Raw genomic sequence first — 21,999 nt, 5'->3', positions numbered from 1 at the left:
GTCGCGCGCCGCGTCGCGCCCTTCGCCGGGCGCCGAGGCCTCGCGGCTAGTGCGCGGCCTCGTAGTCGAGCATCAGGTCGATCCGACGCTGGTGACGCGCGTCTCCGCTGAAGGGCTCCGCCACGAACGCGTCGGCGATCGCGGTCGCCTCCTCGAGCGAGTGCATGCGCGCGCCGATCGAGCCGATCTGCGCGTCGTTGTGCTGGCGCGCGAGCCTCGCGGTCTCCTCGGACCAGATGAGTGCCGCACGGATGCCCTTGACCCGGTTGGCCGCGAGCTGCTCGCCGTTGCCCGAGCCGCCGATGACGATGCCGAGGTCGCCAGGGGCGGCCGCCACGGCGGTCGCCGCGTCGATGCAGAACGGCGGGTAGTCGTCGAGCGCGTCGTACTCGAACGCACCGTGGTCGACGACCTCGACCCCTGCGTCGGAGAAGTGGGCGATCAGGTGCTGCTTGAGCTCGAACCCTGCGTGGTCCGCGGCGATGTGGAGGCGCATGGCGCCATCATGCCATCTGAGGCGCGGTGCGGTGCACGGCTGTCGCCGGGGCGCGTGCCGCATCGTTCCTGCCCGGCTCTTCGTCGTGCCACGCCGACAGCGAAACCACCCCTCACGCGTCAGACCCTCCCCCTAGGGTGTTGGGCATGACGAAGCGCTCAGGTATCGACACCGACGAGTTCTCCAGCGAGGTCCGCCCGCAGGACGACTTCTTCCGCCACGTGAACGGGATCTGGGAGACCGAGCATGTCATCCCCGACGACCGTTCCGCCGACGGGTCGTTCTACACGCTGCGCGACGAGGCCGAGAAGCAGGTGCGCGTCATCATCGAGGACGCCCCCGCGGACTCGCAGATCGGCGCGCTCTACGCGAGCTTCATGGACCTCGACAGGGCCTCCGCGCTCGGCATGACCCCGCTCGAGCAGGATCTGGCGCTCATCGATGAGGCGGCCGACCACGGCGAGCTCGCGAGGGCGATGGGCACGCTCGAGCGCGGCGGCATCAGCGGGCTCGTCGGGTACTACGTCTTCGCGGACAAGGCCGATCCGGACCGCAACGTCGTGTACATGTCCCAGAGCGGTCTCGGCCTTCCCGACGAGGCCTACTACCGCGAGGACGCGCACGCTGAGACGCGCGAGAAGTACGTGGCTCACGTGGACCGCATGTCGTCGCTGACGGGTGTGGCTTTCACGGGTTCCGAGATCATGAACCTCGAGACGGCCATCGCCTCGCACCACTGGGACGTGGTGAAGACGCGCGAGGCCGAGCTCACGTACAACCCGATGACGCTCGACTCGCTGATCTCGGAGGCGCCTGGACTGGACTGGGCCGGATGGGCCGATGCCATCCAGCTGCCCGAGGCGGCGCATGAGCTGCTCGTCGTGAGCGAGCCCGAGTTCTTCACCGGCGTCGCCGCGGCCTGGGCCGCAACCGACCTCGAGGCCTGGAAGACCTACCTGCGGTGGAAGGTCGTCAACTCGCGCGCGCCGTACCTCACCGAGGAGCTGTCGAAGGCCAACTTCGACTTCTACGGCACCGTCCTGTCCGGCGCGCCTCAGCAGCGCGAGCGCTGGAAGCGCGGCGTCGGGCTGGTCGAGTCGGTCATCGGCGAGCTGGTCGGCCAGGAGTACGTCAAGGCGCACTTCCCCGCGGACCACAAGCGGCACATGGACGCCCTCGTCGCGAACCTCATCGAGGCGTACCGCGCGTCCATCACCTCCCTGACGTGGATGACGGAGGACACGAAGAAGCGCGCCCTCGAGAAGCTCGACCAGTTCACCCCGAAGATCGGCTACCCCGACAAGTGGCGCGACTACACGGGACTCGAGCTGGCGGCGGACGACCTCGTCGGCAACATCCGCGCGGCCTCGGCCTTCGAGGAGGACTGGGAGTGGTCCAAGATCGGCAAGCCGGTCGACCGCACCGAGTGGCTCATGACGCCGCAGACCGTCAACGCCTACTACCTGCCGGTCGCGAACGAGATCGTATTCCCCGCGGCGATCCTGCAGCCCCCGTTCTTCCACCCGAGCGCGGACGACGCCGTCAACTACGGCGGCATCGGCTCCGTGATCGGCCACGAGATCGGGCACGGCTTCGACGACCAGGGCTCCAAGTACGACGGCACGGGCAAGCTCGACGACTGGTGGACCGAGGCCGACCGCGAGGCCTTCTCGCAGCGCACTGGGATGCTCATCTCGCAATACGACTCGTACTCCCCCGCCCAGCTCTCGGAGGAGCACCACGTCAACGGCGCGCTCACCATCGGGGAGAACATCGGAGACCTCGCGGGAGTCGAGATCGCCCTCAAGGCGTACGAGATCGCCCTGGGCCACCCCGTCGAGGAGGCCGCCGAGCTCAACGGGCTGACGGCCCTGCAGCGCTTCTTCGTCGGCTACGCGCTGACCGAGCGCATGAAGGTGCGCGACGAGGCGCTGATCACCCGCCTCAACACGGACCCGCACTCCCCCAGCGAGTTCCGCGTCAACGGCATCGTGCGCAACATGGACGCGTGGTACGAGGCCTTCGAGGTCGGCGCCGACGACGACATGTGGCTCGACCCCGAGGAGCGCGTCAGCATCTGGTGACGCGCCGGCCGCGCACACTTCGCCACAGCGGATTCCGCGATCGGACGCCGAGGCGTATCGTGGCGGGACGGGCTCCACGACGAGTCCGCACCCCCGACGAGAGGAGCGCCCTATGGCAGAGAAGCAGAGCATCGACCTGATCGAGGTCACCTCCGACAAGGCTGCTGCCGAGGACACCTCGGGCGGCTGCGGATGCGGCGGTTGCAGCTGCGGCGAGTGACGCGACCCTAGAACTTCAAGCGGACGGCGGGATCGGGCTTCGGCCCGGTCCCGCCGTTCTGCGTCAGGGCCCTCGCCGTCCCGCGCACCGACATCCGGGGCAGGTGTGAGGCCGCACGGCCCGCGCCTCACGCCCGGTGGACGCGAGCCTCCCACGGCCCCAGGACGATGCCGCGGTCACCGACCGGCTCCGGTTCGGCCCCCGCGCCGAGGTTGTGGAGCACGCACGATGCCCCAGCCACGTCGATCTCGGCGGTCACCGGATCGCCCGAGAGATTCGCGACGACCGTGAGCACCGCATCGTCCAGGCGACGGCGATAGGCGAAGACCTGCGGGTCCTCCGGCAGCAGCATCTCGAACGCGCCGTGCGCGACGACCGGGTCCGCGTGCCGCATCGCGATGAGCGCCCGGTAGAACGCCAGCACGGAGTCCGGGTCGTCGACCTGCGCGCCGGCGTTGAGCCACGTGTGGTTCGCCGTCACCTTGAGCCACGGCTCGCCGTCCGTGAAGCCGGCGTGAGCCGTCGCGTCCCACTGCACCGGCGTGCGCGCGTTGTCGCGGCTCGCGGCCCTGAGCCCCGCCATGATCCGGCCGGCCTCCCAGCCCTGCGCGAGCAGCTCGTCGTACGCGTTCAGGGATTCGACGTCGCGGTAGTCGTCGATCGACCCGAGCCCGGCATTCGTCATTCCGAGCTCCTCCCCCTGGTAGATGTACGGCGTGCCGCGCATGAGGTGCAGGACGGCCGCGAGCGCCTTGGCCGAGCGCGCCCGGTGCTCGCCGTCGTCGCCGAAGCGAGAGACGACGCGCGGCTGATCGTGGTTGTCCCAGTACAGGCTGTTCCAGCCGCGCTCGCCCAGCTCGGACTGCCAGCGGCCGAGGGTCGCCTTGAGCCGCACCAGGTCGAGCGGCTGCGGGTCGAACTTCCCTCCGGGCCCGTGGTCGACGTCGACGTGGTCGAACTGGAACACCATGTCGAGCTCGCGGCGCTCGGGATCCGTGGTGAGGATCGCATCGTCCGTCATGACGCCGGGCATCTCCCCGACGGTCAGCAGCTCGGCGTCACGGCCGGCGAAGACCTCGCGGTGCATCTCCTGGAGGAACTCGTGCATGCGCGGGCCGCACGCGACGAGCGGGAAGCCGTTGCCGAGCCCGCCCGGGCCCGGTTCCCCGTCCTGAAGCGGCAGCACCTTGGAGATGAGGTTGATGACGTCCATCCGGAAGCCGTCGACCCCCTTGTCGAGCCACCAGCGCATCATCGCGTAGACGGCCTGACGCACCTCCGGGTTCTCCCAGTTGAGGTCGGGCTGCTTGGGGTGGAACAGGTGCAGGAAGTACTCCCCCGACTCGTCGTCGGGCTCCCAGGTGGAGCCCGAGAAGAAGCCGCGCCAATTCGTCGGCTCCGCTCCTGGCATTCCGAATTCAAACCCCTCTCGCGGCGGGCGCCACCAGTACCAGTCGCGCTTGGCGCTGTGCCTGGACGCCCTGGACTCGAGGAACCAGGGATGCTCGTCGGACGTGTGGTTGACCACGAGATCCATGACGAGCCTCATGCCGCGCTCATGCACCTCGGCGAGCAGCGCGTCGAAGTCGCCCATCGTCCCGAACGCGGGATCGATCGCCTGGTAGTCGGAGATGTCGTAGCCGTTGTCCGCATGCGGGGACGCGTAGATCGGCGACAGCCACAGCACGTCCACCCCGAGGTCCTGGAGGTACCCGAGCCGCCGCCTGATGCCGTTCAGGTCGCCGATGCCGTCACCGTTCGAATCCTGGAAGCTGCGCGGATAGATCTGATAGACCACCGCGGACTTCCACCAGTCGCCGCTCACCGCTGCCTCCTTCGACGACGCCGTCGTCCCCACCCTAGGCCCGCGCGCGCGTCGTCGATGCCGCTGCGCGGTTCAGTGCCGCTGCGCGGTCTCACTCAATGCCGCTGCGCGGTTCAGTGTCGTTGCGCGGTCGCGAGCGCGGCGTAGAGGCCATCGCGCGCGATCAGCTCGGCGTGCGTCCCGGTCTCGACGATGCGGCCGCCGTCGACCACGTGGATCACATCGGCGTCGGCGACGGTGGACAGACGATGCGCGACCACGAGCGTCGTGCGGCCGCGCGCGGCCGTGTCGAGCGCCTGCTGGACGATGCGCTCGCTGACGGTGTCGAGCGCGGACGTGGCCTCGTCGAGCAGCAGCACGGGCGGGTCCTTGAGCAGCACGCGCGCGATGGCGATGCGCTGCTTCTCGCCGCCCGAGAGCCGGTAGCCGCGCTCGCCGACGACCGTGTCGTAGCCGTCCGCGAAGCCGACGATCGCGTCATGGATGTTGGCCGCGCGGCACGCCGCCTCGAGCTCCGCGTCGGTCGCCTCGGGCCTCGCGTAGCGGAGGTTCGCGGCGATCGTGTCGTGGAACAGGTACGTCTCCTGCGTGACCACGCCGATCCGGGAGACGACGGACTCCTGGGTCAGGCCCGCGACCTCGGCGCCGGCGAAGAGCACGGAGCCCGCCGATGCCTCGTACAGCCGCGCCGCCAGGTAGACCATGGTGGTCTTGCCCGCGCCCGACGGTCCGACGAAGGCGTGCGTGGTGCCCGGCTCCACCACGAACGAGACCTCTGCCAGGGTGGGTGCCGCATCGTCCCTGGAACCGGGGTAGCGGAACGCGACGTCACGGAACTCGATCCGACCCATCGGTCCCGGCGCCTCGGTGACGTCGACAGCGTCGGGCGCGTCGGTGATGGCGGGCTCGAGATCCAGGTACTCGAAGATGCGCGCGAACACCGCCTTGGACGTCTGGACGTCCAAGGCGACCCGCATGAGCGCCATGAGCGGGAACAGCAGCCGCGCCTGGAGCGTCGTGAAGGCCACGATCGTGCCCGCCGTGAGCGTGCCTCCGGCCGCGTCGGCCGATCCAGAGGACAGCAGCAGGCCCGCCGCGAGGTACACGATCGCAGGGACGGAGGACATCACGATGTTGACGAGCCCGAAGAACCACTGCCCCGACATCGCCTGCTGCACCTGGAGGCGGATCTGCGTGTCGTTCTCGCGACCGTAGCGGGCGGTCTCGAACCGCTGCCTGTTGTACGTCTTGGACAGCAGGATGCCGCTCACCGAGAGCGTCTCCTGCGTGATCGCGGTCATCTCCGACAGGCTCTCCTGAGTCCGGGCCGCGATGCGCTGGCGTACCAGCCCCACGCGACGCTGGACGATCACGAGCGCTGGCATGAGCACCACGGCCAGGAGCGTGAGCCGCCAGTCGAGCAGGAGCATCGCGACAAGGCTCGCGGCCACCGTGACGACGTTGCCGACGATCGATTGGACGAAGGTCGTGAGCACCCCGGAGACGGCGCCGACGTCGTTCTGGAGGCGCGATTGGATCACTCCCGTGCGGGTGCGCGTGAAGAAGCCGAGCTCCATGGACTGCAGCCGAGAGAACAGCCGCACGCGAAGGTCGCCCGTGACACGGTTGCCGACCGTCGACGTCACCCACGTCTGCCACACGCCGAGCGCGGCGGCGCCGATGAAGATCGCGATCGTCACCGCGACGAGCTCCGCGAGGAGGCGGACGTCCGGAGCCCCCACCACCCCGTCGGCACTCGTGGGGAACAGCGCCTCGTCGAAGATCCGCTGCACCACGAGCGGGGGGATCACCGCGAGGCCCGACGCGGCGACCACGAGGACAGCGGTCAGCGCGAGATGGGCGCGGTAGGGCGCGAACAGGGCGCCTATCCGGCGCCAGAGATCACGGATCTGAGGCGCCTCGGCGATCAGCCGTCTCGCCTCGTCCTCGTTGCGGACCATGCCGCGCCCGCCTGGACCCATCCCACCTCGCTCGGTTCTAGACCGCCAGCGTAAGGCCCAGGGGTGACACTCAGAGACCGAGCTCGAGCAGCTCCTCCGGGTCCGCCTCCCCCGCCGCCGCCGCGAAGAGCTCCATCCCTCGCCGCACCGCCTCGCGGTCCGGCGGCGACAGGCGCGTCAGCGCTGCAGCGATCTCCGCGCGCCGATGATGCGTGACGTCGGCGACGAGCTCGGTTCCCCGCGCGGTCGGCTCGACGTGGACCTCCCGCCGGTTGCCCTCGACGGGCACACGACGGACCCAGCCGCCGGCCTCGAGGCGATCCACCGTGCGGCTGAGCGTGGACGGGTGCACCCCGACGCGCTCAGCGAGGTCGGCCATCCGCACGGGAGCGGCCGCGTCCACGACCACGAGCGCCCGGAACTGCACGAGCGTGAGCTCCTCGAGCACGGGCGCGAGGGAGCGGACGACGAAGCCGAGGAGGGACCGCGAGGCGAGGACGGTGGCCTCCGAGGTGGGGTCGAGCGACGACCCGTCGCGGTCGATATCCATGCGCCGACGCTAATGCTTATGCATGCTAGTGTGCAACTGTTGCACTCGTACACGTGAGGAAGCACCCGTGCCACCCGCCCCCGCACCCCTGCCCCAGCGCGCACTGGCCTGGCTGCGCCGCTCCGAGAACTCCGCCCTCATCGCGCTCGCGCTCGTCGTCGGCGCCGCCGCCGGATTCGGCGCGATCGCCTTCCGCTGGCTGATCCAGACCTTCACGCTGATCTTCTCCGGCCACTCCGACTACTCCGCGGTCACCGACCACGCCGCCAACCCCTGGGTCCCCTGGCTCGGGGGTTTCTTCGTGGTCCTGGCCCCCGCGGTCGGCGGGCTGATCTACGGCCCGATCATCCACCGGTGGGCGCGCGAGGCCCGCGGCCACGGCGTCCCCGAGGTCATGTACGCGATCTCCAAGCGCGGAGGCAGGATCCCCGTCAAGGTCGCCCTCGTGAAGGCGCTCGCCTCCGCGATCACGATCGGCTCGGGAGGCTCGGTCGGGCGTGAGGGGCCGATCGTGCAGATCGGCTCGGCGCTCGGCTCGAGCCTCGCCCGCGCCGTGCGCCTCAACGAGTCGCAGGTGCGGCTGCTCGTCGCATGCGGCGCCGCTGGCGGCATCGCGGCCACGTTCAACGCCCCGATCGCGGGCGTCTTCTTCGCGATGGAGCTGCTGCTCGTGAACTTCGCGGCGCGCACCTTCGCCGCCGTCGTCCTCTCCTCCGTCACCGCCTCCGTCATCGCCAGGGCGGTCCTCGGCGACGAGGCGTTCCTGGTGCTCCCCGAGTTCCACGTGTCGAACGTCGGCGAGTACGCCCTCTACGTGGTCCTCGGCGTGCTCGCCGCGTTCGTCGCGATGGGCTTCACCAAGGCGCTGTACTGGTTCGAGGACATGGCGGACAAGATCTGGAAGGGACCCGAGTGGCTCCGGCCGGGTGTCGGCGGCCTGCTCCTCGGGCTGCTGCTGCTGTTCATCCCGCAGATGTACGGCGTCGGCTACCCGGTGCTCGAGAACGCGGTGACGGGCGAGTACGTCATCGGCTTCCTCATCGTCCTCCTGGTCGCCAAGGTCGTCGCGACGTCGCTCACGATCGCGATCGGCGGCTCCGGCGGCGTGTTCGCCCCGTCACTGTTCCTCGGGGCGATGCTCGGAGCGGCGTTCGGCCAGACGGTCGCGTGGCTCGTGCCCGACGCTGGGATCACCCCGGGCGCGTACGCCCTGGTGGGCATGGCCGCGGTGTTCGGCGGAGCGTCGCGCGCGCCCATCACGGCCGTGATCATCCTGTTCGAGCTCACGGGCGAGTACACGATCATCCTGCCGCTGCTGCTCGCGGTGGTCGTCTCCACGATGATCACCTCCCACCTCAGCAAGGACTCGATCTACACCGCGAAGCTGCGTCGCCGCGGCGTGGACCTCACCCGCCGCCCTGGCGCCACGACGCTCGCCGGCGTCACCGTCCAGTCGCTCATGCGGACCGCGCCGCGCACCGTGTCGCCGCGCCTGACCGCATCCGAGGCGATGGACAGGATGCTCGCGATCCCCCGCAAGTCCCTCCCCGTCGTGACCGACCACGGCGAGTACGTGGGCGTCGTCACCCTCACCGCCGCCGCGTCCGCCATGTCCGGCGACGATGACGCCGAGACGGTCACCGTCTCGCAGCTGATCGAGTGGCGCGACTTCGTGAGCCCCGACACTCCCGTCGAGGAGGTCCTCGACGGGATCCTCGACGGCGAGGAGAACGACGGCCTGCCCGTGCTCGACGACGACGGCGAGCTCGTGGGCTGGCTGCGCCAGGAGGCCGTGCTGAAGAGGATGGCAGCCAAGGCGTAGGGGCACCCCGAGCCGAACCCGACCGCCGCATCGTCCCTGCCCCCGCATCGTCCCTGCCCGCATCGTCCCGGCCCCCTGCGCTCGTGGGAGACTGTCGCGCATGACCGTGCTGCCGTCGATCGTGTTCTTCGAGCCGCGCATCCCGAACAACACGGGCAATGCGATCCGCCTGTCGGCGGTGACCGGGTGCCCGCTGCGCCTGATCGAGCCGCTCGGCTTCGAGATGGACGAGCCGCGCCTCAAGCGCGCGGGGCTGGACTACCACGACCTCGCGACCGTCACGATCCACCCGACCCTCGACGCGCTGCTCGACGAGATGCCCGACGCGCGCGTCTACGCCTTCACCGGCAAGGGCACGACGCGCTACACCGACGTCGAGTACCGGCCGACGGACCTGCTCCTGTTCGGCCCCGAGCCGACGGGGCTGCCGGACGAGGTCCTGAACCACCCTCGGGTCACTCAGTGGGTGCGCATCCCGATGCTGCCCGGACGCCGCTCGCTCAACCTCTCGAACTCCGCCGCTATCGCGGCGTACGAGGCCGCGCGGCAAGCGGACTTCGACGGCCACGTCTGATCCAGCGAGGACGATGCGGTGGCCGCCCGGCCTCACGAGCCGGCGGCCGGGAGCGCCTGCTACTCGAAGCGGTAGTGGATCTGCACGTAGCCGTCGCCGTAGCGACGCACGTCGGCGACGGCGAGATCGATCCGCCGCATCGGCGCCTCGAACAGCCGCACCCCGTCGCCGAGCACGGTGGGGATCATCGTGATGATGAGCTCGTCGATCAGGTCCGCGACGAGCGCCTGCCTGATGAGCGATCCCCCGTCGACGTAGACGTCCGCGCCGCCCGCGAGCTCGTGCGCTGCCTCGATGAGCTCCTCGATGTCGCCCGTCACCGCGGTCACCGTGCTCGACTCCGGCAGCGGGCGATTGGTGGCGACGAGCACGGGCAGGTCGCCGTAGGGCCAGGTCCCGAACCCGCACGCGACGTCGAACGTCCTGCGCCCCATGAGCATGCAGCCGACTGTGGCCGCGAACTCGTCGTACGTGGTCCCGTCGGGCACCCTCTCCGACCACGGCTCGACAGCCATCGGCACCCCCGAGTTGCGGGGCTCCTGAAGCCAACCGATCTCGTCGTCGGGCCCCGCGATGAACCCATCCGCCGAGGTGGCGAGATAGGCGCGGACACGGCCAGGCGAGGTCGTCATGGCACTCACGGTAGCCCACCTGTGTGAACGGCTCGTTGCGTCCGCGGTTCCCGGTGTCGACATGCCGACAGCATGTTCACTTTTGCCGACCTTTTGCCTTACCATGACGGCGTCGGCGAGCGCGCCGACCGTTGTCCGTCCACCCGCCGCGGCGCAGCGGCACCCTCCCGAACAGGAATCGCATGCGCTTCCGCACGCCCGTCCGACAGTCCGCACTGATCACCGGCGCCATCCTCATGGCGGCGGGGCTGTCCGCGTGCGAGGCGGCCGAGGCGGACCCGGCGGTGGCGACGGATGAGACGGTCTACGTGGTCGAGGACGCTGCTTCCGAGCAGGCGGTCGCCGACCAGCAGTCGATCTCGCCCGACCTTCCCGACGCGTGCGACCTCCTGGATGAGGCGTCGCTCGAGTCGATCGTCGGGGAGGCCTTCGAGGCCGGCGAGTTCAACGCGATCCTCTCGGACAGCGATCTCGCGGTGTGCGACTGGTACGCGTCCGGCGACTCGTACTCGACCGTGCAGGTGCAGGTGAAGGCGCTCTCGGGCGACTTCGCCGACGTGCGCGCGCAGGCCGACACGGACTATGGCGACGCCTCCGACGTCCAACTCGAAGGCGCGGACGATGCGTTCGTCGCCCAGAACGGCACGGTCGTGGAGTTCGCGGTCGGCGGCCTGTCGGTCACTGTCCTCCACTACGTGGACGACTGGGTCGACCTCTCGGACGTCACGACCGCGCTCGCGTCGGTCGTCGCCTCGGAGCTGTGAGTCGCGGCTCTGAGCCGCAGCCGGACCGCAGCCGGACCGCACCCGGACCGCACCCGCCGCCGAGCCGGCTGAAGCCTAGGGCGTCGGGTTACGCGCGTCGTACGTGCGGAACGACGATCCGACCCTCGTCAGCACCGCGATCAGCGCGACGATAGCGAAGCCTCCCAACAGGGGCGGGAACCACACCGCCACCGCGGTCGCAAGGATTCCTGCGTACATGTCCCCCAGGCGCGGGCCGCCCGTGACGACGACGATGAACACGCCCTGAAGCCGGCCTCGCATCTCGTCCGGCGCCGCCTGGATCAGCATGGTCGAGCGGAAGATCGCGCTGACCTCGTCCGACGCGCCCATCCCGAGCATCGCGAACGCGAGCACCGCGAGCGCGCCCCAGTGGACCCCGCCCCACCCCTCGGCGGCCTCGTGGTCGCCGAGGCTCAGGAGCAGGGTCGCGAGACCGAAGAGCACGCCGAACAGTCCGAACACGGTGATCGCGCGTGACACCGCGAGGCCGTGACGGTGGATCCGGGCGACCGGACCCGAGAAGACCGACGCCAGCATCGTGCCCACCGCGCCCGCGGCCGTGAGGAAGCCCACCGAGAGCGACCCTCCGCCCACGACGGTCGCGCCGATCGCGGGCAGCAGGACATAGGGGCGGAAGAACGTCATCGCGATGATGTCGACCAGGAAGCTCATGCGCAGGTTCGGCGCGTGGCGCAGGAAGTGAGCGCCCTCGCGGAGCATCCCCCAGCCGGCCTCAGCCTTCTCGCCCAGGCGCGGCAGCGAGGGCAGCATCCACACGCCGAGGAAGCCGGCCGAGAACAGGACCGCGTCCACCGCGAACGTCCAGGCGAAGCCGACGCTCGCGACGAGCACGCCCGCGAGCGCGGGGCCGATCGTGACGCCCACGCCGATCGCGATGCCGTTGAGGGCGCTCGCTCGCGACAGCAGGTGCTCGGGGATGATGCGCCCGACCAGCGCTGACCGGGTCGCGCTCGCGATGGTCGCCGCGACCGAGTTGACGGTCGTGACGAGCAGGAAGGGCCACACCTCGGCGCGCCCTCCGTGACGGATCTCGGCGAGGTCCCACAGCGCGAGGGCGACGAGCGCGAGCGTCGACCCCCAGCTCACGAGCGAGGCGACGATGAGCAGGCGCCGGCGGTCGAAGACGTCGGCGAGCATGCCTCCCCACAGCCCCGCGATGATCATCGGGACGAGCGAGACGCCGCCCACGAGGCCGACCATGAAGGTGGACTCGGTGATGTCGTAGATCTGCAGGCCGACCGCGAGCACCGACATCTGCGCGCCGATGAGCGAGATCGTGTTGCCGATGAACAGCCGCGCGAACGCGGGGCTCGCCTTCAGCGGGGCCAGGTCGACGAGGTGTCGTCGGCCGGAATCCTGCGCCTCACCTGGGGAATCGGTCACCGGACGAGTGTAGGCCCGGGGGCGTCGACGCTAGCGCGTCGGCGGAGGAGGGGTCGGAGGGGACGATGCGGGGGGCGGCGGGGGTGCGGTTCCCGTCACCGGGGGCGCTGGCTCGGCCTCGCCCTCGCGCACGCCGTCCTCGACCTCGTCCTCCGCTTCCGGCTTGCGGAGCTCGCCGTGGAAGTACTGCGCGTGGCGCGCCCGCTGATCCGGGGCGCCGTCGTTGCGGTCCGAGGTGTAGGCGGAACGGCTCCTGAACCGACCGCGGGGCTGGTCATCGCCTGTGAGGCTCGAGACGTGGTGGGCCACGGTCCGGTCGGGCCGGTAGCGGGCCTCCCGATTGCGGTAGCGGCGCTGGATCCACGTCCAGGTCCCCCAGCCCGCGGCGGGCCCCGCCGCGAACAGGAGCAGCGCGAAGAAGCCGAGGCCACCGCCGTCGCCTCCTCCCCCGCCGTACGCAAGGACGACGTTCGCGGCGAGCACGTCCGAGACGTCGCCGAGCATCATGACGCCACCAGCATCGCGAAGCCCAGTGGCCAGGTGACCACCGAGACGCCGATCGCGATGCCCCATGCGAGCATCGCGGCCTTCCTGGTGTTGATGGGGACCGACCCCATCGTCGCGCCGGTGCGCCCGTTGACGGCGATGTAGTGCGTCACGGGGGTGCCCTTGCGGTTCTCGACGAAGCCGTACAGCCACACCGGGAGCAGGACGGAGGTCCAGCGCACCCCGTCGATGCGGAGCTGCTCGGACTCCCAGCGCACGCCGCGGCGGTACTGGGCGACCGAGGCCTCGGAGGCGCCGCGCGCCACGGTCATGAAGTGGTTCGCGGCGACGCCCTCGGCCTCGTCGATGTCCATGTCGCGCCGCTGCGAGGTGTAATCCTCACCCAGGAAGTGCGCGTCGAAGCGGACGATGTTCTTGACGTCGAACGGCAGGATCGCGTTGATCACGTTGTTCGTGCTCGTCGCCGAGCGGATGTTCGCCTTCTCGAAGTTCGACTCGACGATGAGGTCATCGATCTCGATGTCGAGCATGCGCGTCACCCCGTAGCGGTCCACGTAGTAGGTGGTGCCGTGCTCCTTGCTGTGGGTGGTGCGCCTGGTGATCTCCCCGATGCCGTCGAGCCGCGCTGAGATGTTGCCGTCGACCGTCATGTACGGCAGGTACACGCCCATGACGTTCGCGGGGGTGAAGGTGTCAGCGAAGGCCGGGAGAGCGAAGGACCTGCGCTCCTCGGCGAACCTCTGGATGTGCGCCATCGCCTGCTCGCGCGTGACCGAGAACGGCAGGATCCCGTCGGGCACCGCGCCGTTGGGGATCCTGTTGTTGAGCGACAGGACGTGCTTGCACCAGTGGCAGCGCGCCTGGAGCGTGCGGTCGGTGTCGACGACGACCTCCGATCCGCAGCCGTCGCACTTGAGCGTGACGAGCGCATCGTCCGAGACGATGTCGGAGGCCGCGGTCGAGTAGCTCACCCCTGTGAGGTCCGCGATGCCCTCGGACAGGCCCATCGCCTCGTCGAGCCGCTCGAAGCCCCACCGGTGACGGCAGAACGAGCACATGAACTGGTGCTGGTCCTCGAGCTGCACGACGTCGGACGCGCCGCACTTGGGGCACCTGTCGACTCCGTCGGCGCTTCCCGACGGGGTCGCGATCTCCTCAGCCATGAGCGCCTACAGCCCGAGCGCCTTCTTCTTGAGCGCATCGTAGTCGTCCTGGCTGATGAGGCCGTCGTCGAGCATCTTCTTGGCCGAGGCGAGCTGGGCGTAGGGGTCCGGGGCCGCCGGGGCAGCGGGCTGCTGGGCCGCGGCTCCCGCGGCCATCCCCGCCGGCGCGCCGGGGGTCGCGGGGACCATGCCGCCGATCGCGCCCATCCCCATGCCCATCATCGCGAGCCCGGTCCCGCCCCCCGTCTCACCGGCGGACTGGACGCCGCGGGCGACCGACTGCTTGAGGAAGGTGTCCGCGCGCCCGCCCGAGAGGGCATCGGCCTTGCGGACATCGGACAGCAGGGTCTGCGTGTCCGCGTCGTACTCGATCGCGACGAGGGTCGCCGAGCTGATCTCGAGGCCGCGCTCGGTGGTCCACTGGTAGTTCTTCTCGACCTCCTCGGACAGCGACTTCGCGAAGCCGACCGAGTCGCCCTGGATGCGCGTGATGCGGTGGTCCTTGTCGGGGTCGTTGACGTAGCGCGAGAACGCGCCGGCGAGCGAGCCGATGACCTCGTTGAAGAGCTGCTCGGAGACCGGGTTGGTCGCCTCGGTGATGTCGAACGGGCGAGCCCCTGCGGAGATGTACGAGGCGGGTACCAGGGTCTTCACGAACAGGATCGGGTCGCAGACCTCGAGCACGTAGGTGCCCCGCGTGATCGCGCCCGCCTGCGTGTTGAGGTAGCGATCGTCCCAGTAGATCGGGCTCTGGGTGCCGAACTTGTTGTTCGGGATCTCCTTGAGGTTCACGTAGAACGCGAGCTGCTGACCCATCGGGCGGCCGCCGAGCTTGAAGCGCTCCCACGACGTCGTGAACGTCGAGTTGAGCAGGCCGCCGCCCGAGAAGACGGACTTCGAGTCCTGGGCCTCGCTGTCCCACCGGTAGGCGCCCGACTCGGCGACGACCGACGTGACGGCGCCGTCCTGGAAGGTGAGCAGCCCGTACCCCTCGGGCACGACGATCACGGAACCGTTGGTGATGATGTTGTCGGAGCCGCGCGTGTTCTGGCCGCGGCCCGCGTTCGTGCCCTGGGTCACGGCAGGGAACAGGACGACGGTGTCGCCGATCCCGGCCGGCGGGACCAGGAAGTCGAGGAACTGGTCCCCGAACGACGACTTCAGAGCGTCCCAGCCTGCGCCGAGCGCGATCTGGATGAACCCCATGACGACTCCTCTCGTCCCGCGCGACCTCTGGTCGCACGTCGGGCCCGCGCCTCGAGCCCTCCCCCGAAACGGACCGGAAGGATCCGCACTGAGAACCTATCGAGGCAACGTGACGGCCCGCAACCGGGTTCCCATGCACGGTGGGGTCTGCACCGACTCTGCGCACGCGCTCATTGCGGCGACGGCTCGTCGATCAGCCGTGGGACGCTCGGAGGCGTGAGCTGAGCGGGGATACCGCGGATGCCGTGCTCAAGCAGGTCCGCCTGGTAGGGCTCATGAGTGGAGATCGGCGGCGGGCCCAGCCGGGAGCCGGAGGCCACAGTGGCCGCGAAGTACACGCAATGGCGCGCACGCAGGTGCGCGAACATCGAGTTCGGCCACGGGACCCCGGCCGACGTCGACGTCACGTCGCCGACCTCGAGGTCGCTTCCCGCGACGACCGCCGACTCCCTCGCCACGACCTTCTCGGGTTCGTACCGTGCCTCGGCGTTGCGGTACCTCCGCTTGATCACGAATCGGATGATCCAGGCCGGCGCGACGACGAACGGCACCGGAACGAGGAGGAACATCAGGGAGAAGATCGGGTCTCGCATGAGGAACAGCGAGGCGAGCCCGATCAGGAAGAACGGCGACAGGAGGAGCATCGTAGGCCCCAAGGAGACCAGTGCGAGGCGTCGACGGTCCATCGGGATCGAGCTCGAAGTTGCCCCGGTCCGGCCGTTCACGGCGATGAAGTGGGCCGTGTCCCCGCCGCGCTCGTGCTCGACATGGCTGTAGAGCCATACGGGCAGCAGCATCGACACCCATCGGGTTCCTTCGATCCTGGCCTGCTCGGCCTCCCACTGCACATAGCGGTCGTACTGGGAGACCGACTCGCGCGCCGCCTCCCTCGCGATCGCGAGGACGTGCCCCGCCGCGACGGGACCCGCGTCGGACGAGTCGAGCTCACGACGCTGCACCGTGGCGTCCTCCTCCAGCACCCGCGCGTCGAATCGCACCGCGTTCTTGACGTCGAACGGCAGGATCGCGCCCAAGATGTTCGTGGTCGCTGCCGCGGCGCCAGAGCTCGCCGTGGCAGAGCCGGTCTCGACGATCAGATCGTCGACCTCGACCTCCACCTGACGCATCACGGCGTAGCGTCGGGCCTGGTACGTCGTGGTCTCGCCAGCGCTCGACCTGGCGAGCTCGACCTCTCCGAAGCCGTCCATCCGCACGTTCGCGCGCACATCCACTGTCATGTACGGCAGGTAGACCCGCTTGAGGTTCTCCACTGCGAGTCCCTGCCGGAAACCCTTCGAGGCGAACCACCAGCGACGACGCGCGGCGGCCTGCACGCTCTGCCAGGCCTGCGCCTTGGACACCGAGAACGGCAGGATGCCGTCGGGAACCATTCCACTGGGAACTGCGTCGCTGAGCGACAGCTCGTGGCGGCACCAGGGGCAGGCCGCGCGCAGCGAACGCTCCGTGTCGATCACCACCTCAGCGCCGCACCCGTCGCACGCCACCGCCATCAGGGGGTCGTCGGACGTGATGTTCGTCGCGGCAGTCGCGTGCGTCGGCCCCTGAAGCCCCGAGATGTGCTCGGATAGGCCCATCGCTCGATCCAGGTCCGCAGCGCGCCACTCGTGCCGGCAGTGGGCGCACACGAAGGACGTGCCGTCGTCCGCGGCGGCTCCCTGCGACGACCCGCAGCTCGGGCATCGCACCACACCGTTGCCGACTCCCGCGGGGGTCGCGAGGCGACGGCCGCTCGCGGCGGCGGGGTCGACGGGCGGCTTCGGCGGGGTCTCGAACACCGCCTCACTCCCGGAGACGACTGTCGAGGCGCCCGCGGTCGACGTGCCCTCGCTCGTCCCCTCACCCTCGGGCAGGAACACCTCGCCATACCGCTGCGTCACCGACGTCCCCTCTCGCCGCGGGCTCCTGCTCCCACCCGGTGAAGGTACCGGCGTCCGCTGGCCAAGCACAAGCGCTTCGCGTCACCCGGTGGCATCGCGAGCGGACGACGCCGGGACGATAGGGCGTGTGCGAGGCGCAGCGTCGGCGCCGTCAGCGCGAACGGCCCGGGCGAAGGACGACGGGTGGCAACAGGGCCCCGGCAACGCTTCATTCGCGCGCGCGCCAGTCGATAGGGACGTCATGAGCATCGTCCGCACTCCCGCGCGCGTGCTCGTGCTCGCCGTGGCCCTCTCCGTCGCCTTCGTCGCGCTGTTCCTGGAGGGCACACCGCTCATCCGCGCCGTCGTCGTCCCGCTCGCGGGGATGCTGACCGCCGCGAACGTGATCCCCCACCTCGTGCGCTCCAGGGGTGGAGCCCGCGTCGTCTACGGCTCCGTGCTCGTCGGGCTGACGCTGCTGATCACCGCGGAGACGCTGTGGGTCTCGACACTCACCCTGGGCGTGGATGCCGAGGCGATCGGCAACGCGATGTCGGGGCTGATCGCAGGGGGCTACCTGCTCATCCTGGTGGCGGCCGCGTTCGCGCTGGTGCCGACCGCGCGGCGCGACCCCGGAGGAATGCTCGACGCGGCCACGCTCGCGGTCGCCGCGGCCGCCGCGCTGTGGCAGGCGGTGCTCGCGCCATCGCTGCACGCCACAGGCGCGCCCACGAGCGCCCGCGCCTACTCCTTCGCGATCGTCGTGATCCTGAGCGGTGCCACGGGCATCGTGGCGGGGATCATCCTCAACCGCTCGGCGCCGCGCTCGGCCCGCCCGGTCCTGCTCTACCTTCTCGGCGCTCTCGGGCTCGCGCTGGCCGGCAATGTGCTCGGCTCCGCCTTCCTCGACCCCGCGACGCACGCCTACCCCTCGTGGATCGACGCGGTCTGGCCCGTGTCCTACGTCTCCGCGTGGGCGGCCCTCGCCCACCCCGCGGGTCCCGACATGCTCGCGGTGACCGCGCAGGGGTCGCGACGCCTCACCTCTCGACGGCTGCTCATGCTCGGCCTCGCGATGATGATCACCCCGAGCATCGCGGTCGTCCGCGATCTCGCCGGCTCCTACGTCGACTGGGCAGGCGAGGCCGTCGCGAGCGTCGTGATCATCGTCATGGTCCTCGCGCGCGTGGCCCAGCTCGCCGCGGCGCACCGGGGCGCCGAGACGAGGCTCCAGTCCCTGGCCGACCAGGACAGCCTCACGGGGCTCGCCAACCGGCGGATCGTCGAGCAGCGCCTCGACGCCCTCGCGCTCCGCGTCGCCGCGCGCGAGGCGCCCGGCGCTGCGGTGTGCTTCATCGACCTCAACGGCTTCAAGCAGGTGAACGACACCCGCGGCCACGCCATCGGGGACGAGCTGCTCGTCGCGATCGCGGGCAGGCTCGCTCGGCTCGCGCGCTCCGGTACGGACGACCTCGTCGGAAGGATCGGCGGCGACGAGTTCGTCGTGGTCGCGGAGGGGGAGCCAGAAGCCACCGCGGACGCCCTCGTCGCGAGGGTCCACCGGGCGCTCGAAGGCACGTTCGCGCTGAGCGACGGCCCCGCGACAGCGTCGGCGAGCGTCGGCGTGGCCACCGCGAGGCCCGGCGAGGTGAGCAGCGCCGACTCGCTCCTCACCCATGCCGACGGCAGGATGTATCAGGACAAGCGCGCTCGGCGTCGAGCCGTGGCGACGTGAGGGCATCGATCGGCCGCGCCAGTCGGCGATCAGGGGGACGCGGATGGGCTTCGTGAGCACACCGGGACGTGTGGCGTGCTGCGCGCTGGTGCTCGCGCTCGCCTCCTCGGCCGTGTACCTCGCGAGCCCGCCCGCCGTCGGCGGCGCCATCGTCGTGCTGACAAGCGTCCTCGCGGCTTCGGCGGTGATCCCGCATCTGCGCACCGCCGTCGGCTCGATGCGTCTCGTCTACTCGCTCCTGCTCGCAGGCTTCGTCCTGATGGTCATGAACGAGGCGTCGTATCTCGCCGTCGTCACCGTCGGGGTGTCGGAGTCCGCGGTCGACGCGATCAGCGTCCCGATGGTCGGCGCCGCCTACGTCCTCCTGCTCGCGGCCTCACTCCTCGCGATGGCGCCGGCGCTGCGCTACGACACCGGCGGGGTCCTCGACGCCGCGACGCTCGCGATCGCCACCGCATCGGTGCTGTGGCAGGTGTTCCTCGCGCCCGCGCTCGATTCAGTCGACGCGCCCCGAGCGCAGACGGTGTCGACGTTCGCGGCCACGATCGTCCTCAGCGGCACGGTCGGGGTGGTGATCGGTGTCGGCGTCAACGGATCCGTCTCGCGCTCGGCCCGCCCAGTCCTGGGCTACTTCCTTGCCGCGCTCCTGATCGCCGTGGCCGGCAACGGCCTCAACGCCACTGCGACCGACCCGGTCACGGGCGCGGACGCATGGTGGACCGACGTCCTGTGGCCCCTGTCCTACATCGCGGCGTGGGCGGCCCTCGCTCATCCCATGGGCTCCGCCGTCTTCGAGGTGGGCCGTCCGCACCAGAGCCGTCTCACGACGAGGCGACTCGTCGCGCTCGGCGTCGCGATGGTCATCACGCCGGCGATCGCCGTCGTGCGCTCCTTCACCGACGGATACGTCGACTGGCTGACCGGGGCGATCACCACGCTCGCGATCGTCGTCATGGTGCTCGCGCGCGTCAGCCAGCTCGCCGCGGCCCACCGCGACGCCGAGGCGCGGCTGCGGATCCTCGCCGAACGCGACGCGCTCACGGGCCTGCCGAATCGCCGCGCCGTCGAGCAGCATCTCGGCGACCTCGCCTCCCGCGTCGCCACCGGGCACGCGCTCGGCGCGGTGGTGTGCTTCGTGGACCTGGACGACTTCAAGGGCGTGAACGACGCTCACGGGCACGCCGTGGGCGACGAGCTGCTCGCGGCGGTGGCGGCTCGTCTCGCGGGACTGGCCCGTTCGGAGTCCGACGACCTCGTGGGGAGGCTCGGCGGCGACGAGTTCATCGTGATCGGCGAGGGCGACCCGTCCCTCGCCTCGGCGCCGATGATGGCCCGCATCGCGCACGCGTTCGAGACCTCGTTCGCGCTGAGCGACGGGCCCATGACGATGTCCGCGAGCATCGGGCTCGCCACCGCCTCCCCGAGCGAGCTGCACACGGTCGACGAGCTGCTCACGCAGGCGGACCACGCGATGTATGACGACAAGCGCCGACGCGGGACGGCCTCCGGACGCGACGGGGCTTGATCGGACCGCTTCGCCCGTGTGATCGTGGACACCGCACGCCTCGAGTCGCTCACCTCGGAGCGTCACGGCCGATGGTGGGGGCATGAGTCAGGACAGGACGCGCGCGCGAGTGCTCTTCGTCGTGCTCGTGATGTCCGCGGCGTCCGCCGCCGCCTACGTGGTCGGCGACGCCGTCATACGATCCGCCACCGTGCTGGTCCTGAGTCTCATGGTCACCGCGACCGCAGCGGTCCGGGCCTCGCGCGTCACCGGATTCCCGCGCCTGGTCTACTCGTTCCTGCTCGCAGGTTTCGTGGTGCTGAACGGCGCGGCGCTGCTGTGGCTGACGACCTTCGCGCGCGGTGTCGAGGAGTCCTCGATCCACAACGAGTGGCAGGCGCTCCTCGGCGTGGCATACGTGCTGCTCCTCGTGGCCGCCTTCCTCGTCGTGGGACGCTCCGTGAGGCAGGACCCCGGAGGCGTGCTCGACGCGGCCACGCTTGCGGTCGCGGCGGCGTCCGCGGTGTGGCAGGCCTTCCTCGCACCCGCGATGGACGCCTCCTCGACGTCGTACGCCCAGCGGGCCTACGTCTTCCTCGTCATCATCATCCTCAGCGGATCCGTCGGCGTGGTGATCGGGCTCGAGGCCAACGGCAGCACCTCGCGCGCCGCACGCCCCGTGCTGCGCTACTTCGTGGTCGCGCTCATCCTCACGGTGGGCGGGAACGCGATCGGCGCGATGTATGCGGATCCCGTCACGAACATCGCCCCGTGGTGGGCCGGCTTGTGCTGGCCGCTCGCCTTCTCCGTGGCATGGGGCGCGATCGCGCACCCGGCGGGGTCCGAGGCGTTCCAGGCCGCTCCTCCGCGGCAGAGCAGGCTCACCACCCGCAGGATCATGCTGCTCGGCGTCGCCCTCGTGATCTCCCCGACCATCGCGATCGTGCGCGAGATCACCGGGGGCTTCGTGGGATGGGCCGCGTCCGCAGGGGCCACGACGGTGCTGGCCGTGATGGTGCTGCTGCGCGTGAACCAGCTCGCGACGGCGCACCGTGACACCGAGACCCGACTGCGCTTCCTGGCAGGGCACGACGCGCTCACGGGGCTTCCGAACCGACGCACCGTGAGGTACCACCTGGAGACGACGCTGGGCACGGTCGCGGAGGGATCGTCGCCTGGGCTGACGGTCTGCTACATCGACCTGGACGGCTTCAAGGTCATCAACGACACTCACGGGCACACGGCAGGCGACGAGCTGCTCATCGCCATCGCGGACAGGCTCGCGGGGCTGGCGCGCGCGGGTTCGGGTGACCTGGTCGGCCGGCTCGGGGGCGACGAGTTCATCCTGGTCGCCGCGGGAGACCCTGCCTCGACCGCGCCGTCCGTCGGGGCCCGCGTGCGCGAGGCGTTCTCCGCCCCCTTCTCCCTGAGCGATGGCGCCGTGACCGCGTCGGCGAGCATCGGGATGGCGGTCGTCGGCCCCGGCGACCTCCGCACCGCGGAGGAGCTCTTCAGCCGCGCGGACGACGCGATGTACGCGGAGAAGCACCGGCGGCGCGAGGCCGGCGATCCTGCTCCGTCCTGAGCGCGTCCTGCCCGCGGTCACCGCCGACCCGGCGCCCGCGCCGTCGAACCGGTAGCGCGCCACAATCCC

The 21,999-nt window shown here is 70.4% G+C and carries 17 protein-coding genes; 7 read left to right on the top strand and 10 right to left on the bottom strand.

The genetic code is table 11. The features are described 5' to 3' along the window. Positions 1–46 precede the first annotated feature (46 nt). Positions 47–496, bottom strand: coding sequence for a ribose-5-phosphate isomerase (locus AOP78_RS10970; protein ID WP_062204377.1), 450 nt, complete (start codon positions 494–496; stop codon positions 47–49). Positions 497–642: 146 nt separating this feature from the next. Between AOP78_RS10970 and AOP78_RS10965 the strand changes: the two genes are divergently transcribed. Next, the gene (locus AOP78_RS10965; RefSeq protein ID WP_062204374.1) at positions 643–2,580 is read left to right on the top strand and encodes a M13 family metallopeptidase; all 1,938 of its coding nucleotides are present in this window, start codon (positions 643–645) and stop codon (positions 2,578–2,580) included. A gap of 347 nt (positions 2,581–2,927) precedes the next feature. Here the strand turns inward: AOP78_RS10965 and AOP78_RS10960 are convergent, their stop codons facing one another. The 3 genes from AOP78_RS10960 to AOP78_RS15250 form a co-directional block, all read right to left on the bottom strand. Then, positions 2,928–4,625, bottom strand: coding sequence for an alpha-glucosidase (locus tag AOP78_RS10960; protein WP_062204370.1), 1,698 nt, complete (start codon positions 4,623–4,625; stop codon positions 2,928–2,930). Between the two features lie 113 nt (positions 4,626–4,738). Then, entirely contained in the window at positions 4,739–6,586 is a 1,848-nt protein-coding gene (locus AOP78_RS10955) for an ABC transporter ATP-binding protein (RefSeq protein WP_083980048.1), read from the bottom strand. A 70-nt stretch (positions 6,587–6,656) separates the two neighbouring features. Then, positions 6,657–7,136 (bottom strand): MarR family winged helix-turn-helix transcriptional regulator, encoded by a 480-nt coding sequence (locus AOP78_RS15250; RefSeq protein ID WP_062204365.1) that lies wholly within the window; start codon positions 7,134–7,136, stop codon positions 6,657–6,659. 67 nt (positions 7,137–7,203) lie between these two features. On the opposite strand from AOP78_RS15250, the gene AOP78_RS10945 reads away from it, so the two are divergent. Beyond that, positions 7,204–8,958, top strand: coding sequence for a chloride channel protein (locus tag AOP78_RS10945; protein ID WP_201774782.1), 1,755 nt, complete (start codon positions 7,204–7,206; stop codon positions 8,956–8,958). Positions 8,959–9,058: 100 nt separating this feature from the next. After that, a complete protein-coding gene (locus AOP78_RS10940; protein WP_062204359.1) occupies positions 9,059–9,532 on the top strand; it encodes a tRNA (cytidine(34)-2'-O)-methyltransferase in 474 nt (157 codons plus the stop codon). A 59-nt stretch (positions 9,533–9,591) separates the two neighbouring features. Here the strand turns inward: AOP78_RS10940 and AOP78_RS10935 are convergent, their stop codons facing one another. Beyond that, positions 9,592–10,164 (bottom strand): dihydrofolate reductase family protein, encoded by a 573-nt coding sequence (locus tag AOP78_RS10935; RefSeq protein ID WP_062204347.1) that lies wholly within the window; start codon positions 10,162–10,164, stop codon positions 9,592–9,594. A gap of 182 nt (positions 10,165–10,346) precedes the next feature. Between AOP78_RS10935 and AOP78_RS10930 the strand changes: the two genes are divergently transcribed. Further along, positions 10,347–10,928, top strand: a complete 582-nt coding sequence (locus AOP78_RS10930) for a hypothetical protein (protein WP_062204344.1) — start codon at positions 10,347–10,349, stop codon at positions 10,926–10,928. Between the two features lie 75 nt (positions 10,929–11,003). Here the strand turns inward: AOP78_RS10930 and AOP78_RS10925 are convergent, their stop codons facing one another. From AOP78_RS10925 to AOP78_RS10905, 5 genes are all read right to left on the bottom strand, one after another. Beyond that, positions 11,004–12,353 (bottom strand): MFS transporter, encoded by a 1,350-nt coding sequence (locus AOP78_RS10925; protein WP_066730246.1) that lies wholly within the window; start codon positions 12,351–12,353, stop codon positions 11,004–11,006. Positions 12,354–12,383: 30 nt separating this feature from the next. Continuing rightward, positions 12,384–12,860, bottom strand: coding sequence for a hypothetical protein (locus tag AOP78_RS10920; protein WP_062204342.1), 477 nt, complete (start codon positions 12,858–12,860; stop codon positions 12,384–12,386). Next, positions 12,857–14,023 carry a hypothetical protein gene (locus AOP78_RS10915; protein WP_062204339.1) on the bottom strand — a complete coding sequence of 389 codons (1,167 nt, stop codon included), beginning with the start codon at positions 14,021–14,023 and terminating at the stop codon, positions 12,857–12,859. Before AOP78_RS10915 ends, AOP78_RS10920 begins: the two co-directional genes overlap by 4 nt. Before the next feature lie 6 nt (positions 14,024–14,029). Next, on the bottom strand, positions 14,030–15,229 hold the full coding sequence (locus AOP78_RS10910; RefSeq protein WP_062204337.1) for an SPFH domain-containing protein: 1,200 nt from the start codon (positions 15,227–15,229) through the stop codon (positions 14,030–14,032). A 170-nt stretch (positions 15,230–15,399) separates the two neighbouring features. Continuing rightward, positions 15,400–17,127, bottom strand: coding sequence for a zinc ribbon domain-containing protein (locus AOP78_RS10905; RefSeq protein WP_062204334.1), 1,728 nt, complete (start codon positions 17,125–17,127; stop codon positions 15,400–15,402). Positions 17,128–17,368: 241 nt separating this feature from the next. Between AOP78_RS10905 and AOP78_RS10900 the strand changes: the two genes are divergently transcribed. The 3 genes from AOP78_RS10900 to AOP78_RS10890 all read left to right on the top strand — a co-directional run bounded on the left by AOP78_RS10900 (position 17,369) and on the right by AOP78_RS10890 (position 21,930). Next, positions 17,369–18,841, top strand: coding sequence for a GGDEF domain-containing protein (locus AOP78_RS10900; RefSeq protein WP_062204331.1), 1,473 nt, complete (start codon positions 17,369–17,371; stop codon positions 18,839–18,841). Between the two features lie 52 nt (positions 18,842–18,893). Then, positions 18,894–20,366 carry a GGDEF domain-containing protein gene (locus AOP78_RS10895; protein ID WP_160297626.1) on the top strand — a complete coding sequence of 491 codons (1,473 nt, stop codon included), beginning with the start codon at positions 18,894–18,896 and terminating at the stop codon, positions 20,364–20,366. Between the two features lie 82 nt (positions 20,367–20,448). Then, on the top strand, positions 20,449–21,930 hold the full coding sequence (locus AOP78_RS10890; protein ID WP_083980043.1) for a GGDEF domain-containing protein: 1,482 nt from the start codon (positions 20,449–20,451) through the stop codon (positions 21,928–21,930). Positions 21,931–21,999 lie beyond the last annotated feature (69 nt).

The sequence above is a fragment of the Demequina salsinemoris genome (assembly GCF_000974805.1).
Taxonomy (GTDB): domain Bacteria; phylum Actinomycetota; class Actinomycetes; order Actinomycetales; family Demequinaceae; genus Demequina; species Demequina salsinemoris.
Note: the sequence above shows the minus strand (reverse complement) of the source record. Positions and strands in the feature narration are given on the sequence as shown.